At 63.7% G+C, this 12,918-nt stretch carries 6 protein-coding genes; 5 read left to right on the top strand and 1 reads right to left on the bottom strand.

From position 1 onward, the window contains the following. Window positions 1-70: 70 nt before the first annotated feature. From groES to ACZ500_RS14065, 4 genes are all read left to right on the top strand, one after another. Window positions 71-358 (top strand): co-chaperone GroES, encoded by a 288-nt coding sequence (groES, locus tag ACZ500_RS14080; protein WP_464227972.1) that lies wholly within the window; start codon window positions 71-73, stop codon window positions 356-358. Window positions 359-417: 59 nt separating this feature from the next. After that, window positions 418-2,061, top strand: coding sequence for a chaperonin GroEL (gene groL, locus ACZ500_RS14075; protein WP_464227971.1), 1,644 nt, complete (start codon window positions 418-420; stop codon window positions 2,059-2,061). 685 nt (window positions 2,062-2,746) lie between these two features. Further along, window positions 2,747-4,519, top strand: coding sequence for an autotransporter assembly complex protein TamA (locus tag ACZ500_RS14070; RefSeq protein ID WP_464233056.1), 1,773 nt, complete (start codon window positions 2,747-2,749; stop codon window positions 4,517-4,519). A 7-nt stretch (window positions 4,520-4,526) separates the two neighbouring features. Beyond that, entirely contained in the window at window positions 4,527-8,906 is a 4,380-nt protein-coding gene (locus ACZ500_RS14065; RefSeq protein ID WP_464227970.1) for a translocation/assembly module TamB domain-containing protein, read from the top strand. Between the two features lie 237 nt (window positions 8,907-9,143). Here the strand turns inward: ACZ500_RS14065 and ACZ500_RS14060 are convergent, their stop codons facing one another. Continuing rightward, window positions 9,144-10,334, bottom strand: coding sequence for an MFS transporter (locus ACZ500_RS14060; protein ID WP_464227969.1), 1,191 nt, complete (start codon window positions 10,332-10,334; stop codon window positions 9,144-9,146). Between the two features lie 272 nt (window positions 10,335-10,606). Between ACZ500_RS14060 and ACZ500_RS14055 the strand changes: the two genes are divergently transcribed. After that, entirely contained in the window at window positions 10,607-12,916 is a 2,310-nt protein-coding gene (locus ACZ500_RS14055) for a xanthine dehydrogenase family protein molybdopterin-binding subunit (RefSeq protein ID WP_464227968.1), read from the top strand. The last annotated feature ends 2 nt before the right edge of the window (window positions 12,917-12,918 follow it).

Genomic DNA, 12,918 nt, shown 5'->3' with positions numbered 1-12,918 from the left:
CTTTTTGCTTTAAGGGGCCGATGAGGGCCTCTTCAATTCGAAAAAAAACTGAAATGGGAGGAAATGGAAGATGAATGTAAGGCCACTGCATGATCGCGTCATCGTGAAACGGGTCGAGGGTGAAGAGAAAACCAAGGGCGGAATCATCATTCCGGACACCGCGAAAGAAAAGCCCATCGAGGGCGTCGTCGTTGCTGTCGGCAACGGGAAGATCCTCGAGAACGGGACCAAGATGCCCCTGGAGGTGAAAGCGGGCGACCGTATTCTTTTTGGAAAATATGCGGGCACCGAGATCAAGATCGAGGGCGAGGAACATCTCATCATGCGGGAAGACGATATCATTGCCATCGTGCAATAGCAGCCTGAACGATCGGATATCCGCCTGTTCAAAACAATTATATGAGGAGGAGAATCAGCATGGCGAAAGAGATTAAATACGGTGTAAAGGCGAGGGAATCCATCCTGCGGGGCGTCGATTTCCTTGCAGATGCTGTGAAGGTGACTCTGGGGCCCAAAGGCCGCAATGTTATTTTGGACAAATCCTTTGGTTCACCGAACATCACGAAGGACGGCGTAACGGTCGCCAAGGAAATCGAACTGGAGGACAAGTTCGAGAATATGGGCGCGCAGATGGTCAAGGAGGTCGCCTCCAAGACCTCCGATGTGGCCGGTGACGGGACCACGACGGCGACGGTTCTGGCCCAGGCGATCTATCGCGAAGGATCCAAGCTCGTGGCCGCCGGTATCAACCCGATGGCCCTCAAGCGCGGCATCGAAAAGGCGGTCGAAGTGGCCGTCGGAGAACTCAAGAAGATTTCCAAGCCCACCAAAGACCAGGAAGAGATCGCCCAGGTCGGCACCATATCGGCGAACAACGACACCACCATCGGCAATATCATCGCCGAGGCCATGAACAAGGTCGGCAAGGAAGGCGTCATCACGGTCGAAGAGGCCAAGAGCATGGAGACCACCCTCGAGGTGGTGGAAGGCATGCAGTTCGACCGCGGCTATCTCTCCCCGTATTTTGTCACCGATCCCGAGAAGATGATCGTCAATCTGAGCGAGCCCTATATTCTGCTCCATGAGAAGAAGATCAGCAGCATGAAGGATATGATCCCCATCCTGGAACAGATCGCCAAGATGGGCAAGCCGCTCCTGATCATCGCCGAGGACATCGAAGGTGAGGCGCTGGCGACCCTGGTCGTCAACAAATTGCGTGGAACGCTGCAGGTGTCCGCGGTCAAGGCCCCCGGATTCGGGGATCGCCGCAAGGCCATGCTCGAGGATATCGCCATCCTGACCGGCGGCCGTGTCATCTCCGAGGACCTGGGCTTCAAACTCGAAAACACGACCCTGAACGACCTCGGCACCGCCAAGACCATCAACATCGACAAGGACAACACCACCATCGTGGACGGCGGCGGAAACCGCGCCGACCTCGAAGGGCGGGTCAAGCAGATCCGTGCCCAGATCGATGAGACGACTTCCGATTACGACCGCGAAAAGCTCCAGGAGCGCCTTGCGAAGCTGATCGGCGGCGTCGCCGTCATCAGCGTGGGGGCTGCCACCGAGTCCGAGATGAAAGAGAAGAAGGCGAGGGTTGAAGACGCCCTGAACGCCACGCGCGCCGCTGTGGAAGAAGGCGTCGTGCCGGGCGGCGGTGTCGCGCTCGTCCGCTGCATTCCGGCGCTGGCTGGGTTGAAGCTCGAAGGCGAGGAACAGCCCGGCGTCAAGCTGGTCATGCGTGCGCTCGAGGAACCGCTCCGTCAGATCGCCAACAACGCCGGGGCCGAAGGGTCCGTGGTCGTCGAAAAGGTCAAGGAAAAGGAAGGGGCGATCGGTTACAACGCTGACAAGGGCGCGTACGAAGACCTGTTGAAGGCCGGGATCATCGACCCGACCAAGGTGACCCGTTTCGCGCTGCAGAACGCCTCCTCGGTCTCCTCGCTGCTTCTGACGACCGAGGCGATGATCGCCGAAAAACCGAAGGACAAGGATGACATGCCTCCGATGCCGGGTGGCGGCATGGGCGGTATGGGTGGCATGGGCGGCATGATGTAAGCGCCGCGCATCGCTCTACCCTGCAGGCCGGCGCATCAGGTCACCGGCCGCAGTCGATCATAGAGGCCCGGTGCGGGAGGCATTCGCCTTCCGCACCGGGCCTTTTGCTTTTGGGGCCTTTCCGCGCATCTGCGGAGGGTTCCCGGCCTGCCGTCGACGGCCACGCTCCCGGCGAAGGTCTTCTCGCACCACGCGAGCCAGAGACCGTCGCGCTCCTCCTGAAAATGGCGCACAAATTCCGAGAGTTCGGCACCTACCCGGGTCTCGAAGGAAACGTCGAAGCCCCAGCGATCGTGGTAGTAAACCGCGTGGAGTTCGGTTATCTTACCTACAGCGCCGGGGACCTATCCCGTTGTGGTTTGTTCGTTCATCGTTGCGATCCTCCATGCCGTTGCGCGGCCGATTTTGGTTGAGACATAGTTTCCCTGCCGATCCGCAGGACGCATCCGCGAGACAGCCTGCGGTCGAGCGCCAGGCGCGAATCCGGCGGGCCCGCTCGTTTCGCGCTTCGGAGGCCGGCGTTTCAGGAAGGCGTCGGCAGCGTCGCATCGTGTTCGCGATTCATGGGAATATGTATACTAACATCCTGAATTTCAATCGTAAAATTAAAAATCGCCCCCCCCGCCGACCGGAATCGGGTCGGCGGTCGAGGAGGTTTCCCCGTCATTCGGTTTGTCTCTTGATCGTGCTTTCGACCTTTTTCTCGATCGCTTGGGTGCCTGCCCGGGCCTGGGCGGACACGAAAAAGGAAGGCGTGGCATACGTCGTCCATTTCGCCGGAATCGAGGACCCGCCCTTGAAGCGCCTGCTCGAGGAATCGTCCGTCGCCGTTCAGGAGCGCGAGACCTATCCGCCGGCTACGGTGAGGTTTCTGCGGAGGCGTGTCCAGGAGGACATCCCCCGACTGACGGCGGTCATGCGATCCGAGGGGTATTACGATGCACGGTTTGATTTTCAAGTGGATCGGAACTCGACGCCTGTCAGGGTGACCTTCGAGATTGCCTCCGGTCCGCTTTACACCTTCAGGAATGTGGAGATCGCACCGGCTGAGGGCACCGAACTGCCCCCGGAGAAGGTGCCTTCACCTGCGGAACTCGGGCTTTACCCCGGAAGGGCCGCCCGGGCGGCCGCGGTGGTCGATGCCGAGGCCGCCCTCCTTCGCCACGTGCGGGAGAAGGGCTACCCCTACCCGAAGATTGCCGAGCGACGCGCTCTGGTGCAGCATGGGGCGCGTGCCATGGATCTGCTTTTCGTCCTCGATTCGGGGCCCCGAGCGTGTTTTGGCGAGGTCGAGATCGAGGGCCTGACGCGCCTCGAGGAACAGGTGGTGCGGGACCTGATTCCCTGGAGATTCGAGGATCCTTACGACCCCGGTCCCCTGGAGGTTTTTCAGGACCGGCTACGGGCGACGGGCTTTTTCTCGATCATCCGGGTCGAGAAGGGCACCGTCTCCGAGGCCGACGGAAAGCTCCCGCTGAAGGTGGTGCTGACGGAGAGAAAATTGAAGACGATTGCCACCACTCTCTATTACCGCACCGATGAGGGCTTTGGCGGCCGGTTTTCCTGGGAGAATCGGAACCTCTTCGGTGAGGGCGAACATCTGGGCTTTACGGGGACGCTTTCCCGCTTCGAGCAGGGAGGGGAGTTCAGCTTCCGCAAGCCATGGTTCCTCCGTCAGGACCAGCGGCTGGAGATGACCTTGCGGCTGGCCGATGACAAACCGGATGCCTATGAGGCTCGCAGCTACACCGGCCGGTTCCTGGTGGGGCGAAAACTGCGGGAGACGCTCGAGCTGGGCCTGGGGGTTCAGGCCAAGGTCTCGACGGTGACGCAGTTCGAGGAAAAGAACCGCTTCAAATACCTTTCCTTCCCCGTTTCTTTGGCATGGGACGGCACGAAGGATCTCCTGGACCCCGAAAGAGGGGGCCGTCTGGCGGTGGAGGCGTCTCCCTACCTGGATCTTGAACGGCGTGATGCGGACTTTCTGAAGGTGATCGGCACGATGACCCATTACGTCCCCGTCATCGCGAACCGGCGCCTGATCCTGGCGGGCAGGGTGTCGGCCGGCGCCGAGCCTGGGCCCGACGTGCTCGATATCCCGGCCGACGAGCGTCTCTATGCCGGCGGGGGCGGCTCCATCCGAGGGTATGCCTACCAGTCTGTGGGCCCTCTCAGGGACGGGTCTCCAATCGGGGGCAAGGCATTGCTGGAGATGTCGGTGGAGGCGAGGCTGGGTATGACGGATACGATCGGTGCGGTCCTTTTCCTGGACGGCGGCAGCGCGTTTTCCGACCGGATTCTGGACGACAGCTCCGACGTCTTGTGGGGGACGGGCATCGGCCTGCGCTATATTACGCCCATCGGACCGCTGCGTCTGGATGTGGGCATCCCACTCAACCGCCGGCCGGATGTGGATGAACCCTTCCAGGTTTACATCAGCCTGGGGCAGGCCTTTTGAGCGGACCATGTCGAAGCGAACCGTCATAAAAACCATCCAATGGGGTCTGGGTGCGGTCGCCCTGCTGATCGTTCTGGCCGCTGCGGCTTTTACGGCCCTGCAGACGCCGTGGGGCAGGGCGAGGCTCATTGCGGCCGTCGAGGCGGCTTCCCGGGTCGATGGCGCACCGTCCGTGAGGATCGAGGGGTTGACGGGCGTCGTACCGCTTGACTTCTCTGTGGGGGCGATCGCCCTTTATGACCGTGAAGGACTTTGGATCCGGATCGAGGAACTCGATTTCCGTCTGGGGAGCCTGTGGGCGCTCTTTGCCGGGAGGCTCCACGTGGAGCATTGCCGTGCGGGCGAAGTCCGGCTTCTGCGCGCGCCTGTGGCCGAGGCTGACGCGGCCTCCGAAGAGGAGGGCAGCCCCCTGTCGGCCGTCAGGAATGTCTTCGCCCGCCTCGCGGTGGGCGAGATGCGGGTCGAGCGTCTGACGCTGGAAGAGCCTGTTTTGGGGGAGCCTGCCGCGTTCATGTTCGATGGCGCCCTGGGGGAGGCCTCTGCGGATCGTGGTCAGGGCGTCCGGCTCCGTGTCGACGGCGGTCCTGCGGCCCGGCTCGAGGGCGATGCCGTTCTGTGGCTGGATGCCGATCGGCTGCGCGTGGCGTTTGTCTTTCAGGAGGCCCCTGGAGGGATTGTGGGCAGGGCCTTGTCGATTCCGGACGGAGTGATCGAGGTTCGGATGGAGGGCGACGGCGCCTTGGATGCCTGGAAGGGCCGGTGCAGCGCTGCCGTGGGGCCCTGGGGAACGGCCGTGCTCGGGCTGGGCCTGGAGATCGGAGATGCCCTGCGCCTGTCCATCGACGGGATGCTGCGCCCGGCGGAGGGGGCCCTTCCGCCGGAGTGGTCCGTCTGGTGTTCAAAGGCTCCGGAGGTCGCGGTGGTCGTCCGGATGGATGACCCCGAAACGGCGACGGTCGAGCGGGTCGCGTTCGATACGGGGGGTGTACGCCTGGAGGGGAGCGGGTCTTTCGATTTCGAAAGGCGGCTGGTGGAGGCCGGTTTCGAAACGCATATCCCGGATCTGGCGCCGCTTGGCACCCTGACGGGTGGCAGCGTGAAGGGAACGTTGACCTTATCGGGTTCGGCAAAAGGTCCTTTCGACCGGATCAGCGCCGAGTTTCATCCTGTACTCGAATCGGTTCAGATATCCGACGTGGGGTTCAAGCGGCTTGTCGGCACCCTCCAGGCGGAGTTTGCATCCGGGCGGGATGAGACGCCGGGTGAACTGCGGTGGGCCGGAGAGGGGTCGGTCGATGCCCTGGAGGTTGCTGGTCGAAGGCCGCTTGGGGATTTGCCGCTGGTGTGGAAGATTGCGCTGGCCGGGCCGAACCCTGAGGGTTGGGGGCTCGAGTCGCTCGAACTTGCCGCTGAAGGGCAGCGTTTGACGCTGGCCGGTTCGTTCGATCCCGCCGGTCCGCGGGGCGAGTTGCAGGGCGTCTTTTCTTCCACAGACCTGAGCCGCCTGGCCGCTCCATGGGGGGTCGCCGTGGCGGGCCGAACCGACCTCCGTTTCCACGTCGCGGCGGATGGCCCGGGGGATCTCGATGCCGCTTTTGAAGGGACGTTGTCGGTACCTGCAGGAGGGCTTCCGCCCGGGATCCTCCCTGCGCTCGAAGGCCGGTGGGTGGCTGCCGGCGCTTGCCGTCTGGAGGCTGGAAGACACCTGACCTTCGAAGAGGTCCGGCTCGAAGGCGAGCGTGAAACCCTCGGCGCATCGGGCACCCTCGATTTGACGAGCAGGCGGATCGAATGGTCCGCCAGCCTCTATTCAGCCGATATCGCGGCCATCGGCCGTAATGTCGGTCTTCCTGTCGAAGGGGCCGTTGCGGCCTCCGCCGTCGCTTCGGGGACGTTGGGGGCGCCGGAAATCACCATCGAGGCGGCGGGGACGGAATTCAGGGCGGCGGGGATCGCCTTCCCCGGCCTGCGCCTGAAGGGCAGTCTGAGAGGACCCTTCGCCGCGGCGCGGGGTGAGGCCGTTGTTTCGTTCGGAGACGAAACGGAGCGCTATGCCGTTGCGGGTCTCTACGCGTTCGAGGGGGAGCGGATCTCGATCGACGACATCCGGGTGACCGCCCCCGGACTGACGGCGGAGGGCCGATTGCATCTGGCAGGGGGAGCCGTCGAGGGGGAACTCGCGGGGACAGCGCTCGACCTTTCGTTTCTGGCCCCCTTTCTCGGGTGGGAGATGCAAGACCTCGGAGGGGCGGCGGATTTCCGCTTCACATTCGATCCATCTCCGGAGGGCGGAACGCTCACATGCAAGGTGTCCGGCAGCGGGATCCGCGGGCGGTTTGGAAGGATCGATTCGCTCGATGTATCCGGGAGCCTGCGCGGGCCTTTGGATCGACCCGCGGGAAAGGCCCGTATGGAGGTGAAGGGGTTTCGGCAGGCCCCGTTCAGCGTGGCGTCGCTGTCAGTGAGTCTGGAAGGGGAGCCCGCAGCGGCTTCCTTTGAAGCGCAGTTTGCAGGAACCTACGGAGAACCTGTAACACTCGATCTGGACGGCGCGTTTTCATACGGGGCCGAGGCCGAGTGGCTGCGGATCGAACGGCTTCAAGGGCGCTACGGGGCGTATCCCGTTTCGCTGATCCGGCCTGTGACGGTCGAGCGCGAGAGTGCGGCCATCGACATGGCCGACCTGGCGCTGCGCTTCGGCTCCGGTGAGCTTCGGGCATCCCTGCACGTTGACGGGGATCGTTTACGGGGGGATGGGACCGTCGTCGGCTGGCCGCTGGAGTCGCTGCCGCTGCTTCATTCGGCGAATGCAACCGGGCTTGTGAATGTCAGCCTTCAGGTGGCGGGTTCGCCCGAAAAGCCGGTTTTCGAAGCGGATTTCGGGCTGAAGGACGTGATGTCGACCGATCCCGACTTCTCCGGAATGCCTCCTGTGCAGGTCGCCGGACGTGCGAAGGGCGCGGAGGGGGGGCTTTCGGTTTCGGCCGGCATGCACGCCCGGGACCGGGAGATCGTGAGCTTCGACTGCCTCGCGCCTTATTCCGTGTCGTTTTCTCCTGCCGGTGCGCAGTCGATCGACGGACAGGAATGGAGCGGACGGCTGAGGACCGATATCGATCTTGCCATGGTCAATGCCTTGATGGATTGGGAAGATCAGGTCCTCTCCGGGGTCCTGAAGGCTGACATGAGCCTCGAAGGGGGCGGGGAGGCTCCGATCCTGGCGGGTGGGTTGAAGGTCGCGGAGGGCGCTTATGAGAATCTCCGGACGGGGACCGTGTTGAAGGAGATCGATCTCGAGGCGTCCTGCAATGCGGAACGGATCGAGATCACCTCGGCGCGGGCGAGCGATGGGGGCAACGGCAGACTTTCCGCTGCGGGCTGGATGGCACTCGCCCCCGCAAAGGGGTTCCCCCTGCATCTGGATCTGACATTGGCAAACGCGACCCTTGTCCGGCGGGTCGATGCGACGGTTGCAGCGGAGGGTGCGCTCCGCTTGACAGGGACGCTCCGGGATATGCTGCTTGGGGGGCGGGTCGTCGTAGGTCCGGCGGAGCTGCGGATTCCGGAAAAGCTTCCTCCCGAAGTGGTCATCCTGGACGTGATCGAGGTCAACGGTGCGCAGGGCGGACCGGCGGCCCCGGAAAAGAAGGAGATTGCGGCGGAACCCTCGAGCCTTCGGCTGCGGTTCGATCTGGCGGTTTCGAGCCCGGGTCGGGTCTTCGTGCGCGGCCGCGGCCTCGAATCCGAGTGGCAGGGCGACCTGACCATCGAGGGATCGGCGGACGCTCCGGTGGTCGCCGGTCGGTTGTCGCTCGTCCGGGGGCGGTTCAATTTCCTCGGCAAACCGTTCCTGCTGACCAGGGGGGTGATCACCTTCGACGGCTCCGTACCTCCGGAGCCGTATATCGATGTGGTGGCCGATGCGTCGACTGGGGATGTCACGGCGCGGGTGAGCCTTGCCGGTACTCCCTCGACCCTCGAGCTGGCGCTGACCTCGGACCCGCCGCTGCCTCCGGACGAAATCCTTTCCTACATCCTGTTCAGGCGCACCGCATCACGGCTCAATGCGGCCCAGGCCCTGCAGCTCGCGAACGCGATTCGTACACTGGCCGGCGGCGGAGGCCTTGATTTCATGAGCCGGACGCGGCGGTTTCTGAACGTAGACCAGCTTCAGATCAAGACCCCGGAGGACGGCCGGAGCGATACGGCCCTGGCGGCCGGCAAATACATCCATGAAAAGGTCTACCTGGAGATGGAACGGGGGTTGGGACCGGAAAGCGGCAGAATAACGGTCGACATAGAGATTACACCCAGCATCACCTGGGAGGCCGACGTCGGTGAGAACTCCGAAGGCGGAATCGGCATCAAGTGGCGCCGCGATTACTGAGGTTTCCGGATGCGCTGTGCTGCCAGGCGCGGCCGGTGGATCTGCACAAAAAACAAGCAGCGCTCATCCGGAAACGAATGTCCGGCACGACCAGGGTACCCATCCGGAAATGGCCCTTTTTGAGCATCCTGACGTGGATTGGCGCGTTTGCTGGTCCGGCGGCCGACAAGTCACCTTCGCACAAACACTTCCCCCTCCCCCGAACCCCGCCGTCGCTTCGTCCGAAGGCGTTGCTTTTCAGTCGGCTTCACCCCGTTTGCCTGCAATCAGGGCCAGAGCCAGGGTGACGCAGCCGCCGGCGATGTAGAAGAGGATGCCGAACTCGGCTCTAAAGGAGATGAGGGCCCCGCCGAGGTACGGCGTACAGAAGTAGGCCAGGTCCATCGTAAAAAGGGCCAGGTTGGTGTTGAGCCCTTTGAGAGAGGGCGGTGAGGCCGAGAAGAGCAAGGCGTTGAGCAGCGGCAGACCAATGCCCATGCATGTCCCGTAGATCGCCGCCAGGACGTAGTAGAAGGTGCTCGATGGAACGTGTGGAAGGAGGACCACGCAGGGGATGAGAAGGGCGAGGGCCTTCCGGAGGGTGGAGCGCTTGTCCAGCCGGTCGAAAAGGGTGGTCCCCGTCAGGCGTACGATCACCATCATGACCATCGAAACGCTGAAAAACAGGCCTACCTCCCCGAGGCCGATCTGGACGGTGAGGCTCTTCAGAAAATAAAAGAAGGTGGCATGGGTGAAATAGATCAGGAAGAGCATGAAAAGCAGGGTGGCCACCGGCCGCCGGCGCAGGTTTTCACGGATTTCCGGCCAGGTGGGCCGGCGGATCAAGGCCGTGTCGAGCCCTGCTACGGCTGCGCCGATCCGGCCGCGCGCGGCGGCCAGAAGCAGAAGGGAGAGGATGGAGAAGATCGAAACCACCGCGTAGATGTCGGCTTCGTTCCGCAGATGCGGCAGGAGCGCCTCCGAGACGGGCGGTATGACGGCGTACGGAATGATCGATACGATGCTGATGACGCTGAAGCCTTGGCCGCTTCTTTCCTGGGGGATGAAGGTCACGGCGAGGGCGATGATCGCCGAGGTCAGCAGAACGAATACCCCTCCGTGGATGATCCGCAGGGCAATCATGGCCGGGACTGTCGTCACCCAGAGATAGGCGCATGAGGCGCCGATCAGAAGGATGAGCCCGGCCTGGATGACGCGCACGGCATTGCGCACATTCAGCCAGGGCAGGACCACCAAACGCAGGATGAAGGCGGACATCGGTTCGAGGCCGACGAGGAACCCCCGCCATGCCGTGGGGATCCCGATCGTTTCCAGATAGGGGTAGAAGCTGTAAAAGACGCTGATGTTGCAGAAGGCCGCTCCCATGATCAGACAAAGGGAAGTGAATTCGATCGACATGAGTTTCGGCGGTGGGGCTGGGTCGTTCATGGATCCTCGTCTCAGATCGGCGCAGTTCCGCAACATTTGACAGCCGGCGTTGCATTCCGCCCGCGGCCGCGGTTATTTCTCCGGGTGTTGCACACCCCAAGACAGATGAATGGGGTGAGAATAAATCAGGAGGGTTGGAAAGACAATCCTGTTTAGCGTTGAACGATCGAGGGCTTTGTGCTATGCACTGGCGAACACCACTTTTGCTATTGTGAACTTTCGTTGCGTGATGGAGGGCATCCCTGGATGCCGGCCATCGAAGCGGACAGCGCATGAATGAGGACATTCCCAGAATCGGACGACCTTTTGTCCGTCCGGACGCGGCGTCGAAGGCTGCGGGTCTGGAAAGGTACGCCGCCGACCATTATGGCGAAGTCCTGCTGTGGGCCGGGGCCAAGCGCGCCGGGGTGCCCCACGGCCGCATCCGAGGCGTCGACATCGGAGCGGCTGCCGGGCTGCCGGGGGTTGTCACCGTCCTTACGGGGCGCGATGTGCCGGGGACCAACCGGCAGGGGATCGTCCACAAGGATCAGCCGGTCCTCTGCGACGACGTCGTGCGGCACCGCGGGGATCCGGTCGCGCTCGTTCTCGCGGAAGACCGTTCGGTGCTCCAAAAGGCCTTGGACCTAATCCGGCTGGACATCGAGCCGCTGCCCGGCGTGTTCGGGATCGACGAGGCGCTCCTTCCGGATGCGCCGCTCGTCCACGAAGGCAGGCCGACCGGGAACACGCTCCTCCAAACCGTGATCCGCAAAGGCAGCGCAGAGGCGGCCTTGCGGTCCTGCTCCGTCATGGTCGAAGGGACCTTCGAGGTCCCCTTCATCTCCCACGCCTTCCTGGAGACGGAAAACGGGGTCGCCTGGCAGGAGGCCGACGGCCGGCTCGTTCTGGTCGTTTCCACCCAGGCCCCCTTCCGGGACCGGTGGGAGATCGGCCATGCCCTCGGCATCCCGATGGACCGGATCCGGATCGTCGGGCCTTACCTCGGCGGCGGCTTTGGCGGAAAGGACGGCGCTACGGTCCAGTGTCTCCTGGCCTTTGCGGCATTGCATGCCGGGGAGCGGCCGGTGAAAATGTGGTGGTCGCGCGAGGAGAACTTCCTGGCAGGGTACAAGCGCCATGCGGCGCGCATGCACTACCGGCTCGGGGCATCCGAAAACGGTGAACTCCAGGCGCTCGACTGCCGCCTGTTCTATGACACGGGGGCCTACGCGCACCTGGGCGGCGAGGTCATGGCCCTCGGGATGGAGCACGCCTCCGGCCCCTACCGCATCCCGCACACCCGGATCGAAGGCGTGTGCGTCTACACGAACAACCCCATCGGCGGGGCCATGCGCGGGTTCGGGGTGGCCCAGGTGAGCTTCGCCGTCGAGCGGATGATGGACCGGCTGGCGGCGCGGCTGGGGATGGACCCTCTGGCCCTGCGGGTCCAAAACGCCCTCGAACAGGGCGATACGAACGGATGCGGCGTGCGGCTGACGCAGTCCACCGGCATCCGCGCCTGCCTCGAAGCGCTGTGGGAGCACCCCCTGTGGCGAGGACGGGAGGCCTGGAAGGCGGAGGCCGGTCCGTTCAAGAAACGGGGCGTCGGCGTGGCGGCCCTCTGGAATGCCATGGGATACGGGCGCGGACTGCCCGACTCGGCCATTGCCAAGGTCGAGTTGACGCGCGAAGGGGCCATCCGGGTCTACAATGGGGTCAGCGATATGGGCCAGGGGAACACGAGTGCCCTCTTTCAGATCGCCGGTGAGATCCTGCACCAGCTCGAGACGCGCATCGAGGGCGTGCAGCCGGATACGGAGAGGACCTATCCGTCGGGCTCGGCGGCGGCGAGCCGGACCACCTACACCTACGGAAACGCCCTGATCCAGGCCTGCGAGGAGCTGCGCCGCCGGATTTTGGGCTGGGCGGCCCTGATGCTTTTCGCCGACACCCTCGACGACCTCGAACTGCTTCCGGGGCGGGTGCTCTACGCGAAGGCGGGAAAAGAGGTCGCCCTCCGCGACATAGCGGCCATGATGCGCGACGAGGTCCGTGTCTGCATCAGCCAGTTCATCATGCCGGTCGCAAAGGACGTCCCGGATACGGGGAAGGAGTTCGTCATCGGGTTTCCGCACCTCCTCTTTTCCCACGCCGCCCACCTTGCCCGTGTCGAGGTGGATGAACTGACGGGGGCCGTTACGGTCGACACCTATTGCGCAGCGACGGAGGCCGGCCGGGTGCTCAACCCGCAGACCTTCGAGCAGCAGGTCGAGGGGGCCGTCGCCCAGGGGATCGGCTATGCCCTGAGCGAGGCGGTGCGTCTGGAAGAGGGCCGTATCCTCACCCCCGATTTTGCGACCTACATCATCCCGGGGGCGATCGACGTGCCGGAGATCGCCTCCATCGCTGTGGAGGCCCCGGAGGCGACGGGGCCCTTCGGGCTGAAGGGCGTCGGGGAGGTCGGGATGAACGGGCCCCTCCCGGCCATCGCCAATGCGGTCTCGGACGCCTGCGGCATCGAGCCGGACCGTTCACCCCTGACCGGGGAAAGGATTCTCGCGCTGATGAGCGGGGGAAGCGCGGCATCGCTTACGGAGTGAGG

The organism is Desulfatiglans parachlorophenolica (assembly GCF_055394735.1).
This window is presented reverse-complemented; position numbering and strand designations above follow the sequence as displayed.

Bases quoted from the DNA above. Each gene is read 5' to 3' on its own strand.
- groES (WP_464227972.1), top strand. From the start codon at position 71: ATGAATGTAAGGCCACTGCATGATCGCGTCATCGTGAAACGGGTCGAG.
- groL (WP_464227971.1), top strand. From the start codon at position 418: ATGGCGAAAGAGATTAAATACGGTGTAAAGGCGAGGGAATCCATCCTG.
- ACZ500_RS14065 (WP_464227970.1), top strand. From the start codon at position 4,527: ATGTCGAAGCGAACCGTCATAAAAACCATCCAATGGGGTCTGGGTGCG.
- ACZ500_RS14060 (WP_464227969.1), bottom strand. From the start codon at position 10,334: ATGAACGACCCAGCCCCACCGCCGAAACTCATGTCGATCGAATTCACT.
- ACZ500_RS14055 (WP_464227968.1), top strand. From the start codon at position 10,607: ATGAATGAGGACATTCCCAGAATCGGACGACCTTTTGTCCGTCCGGAC.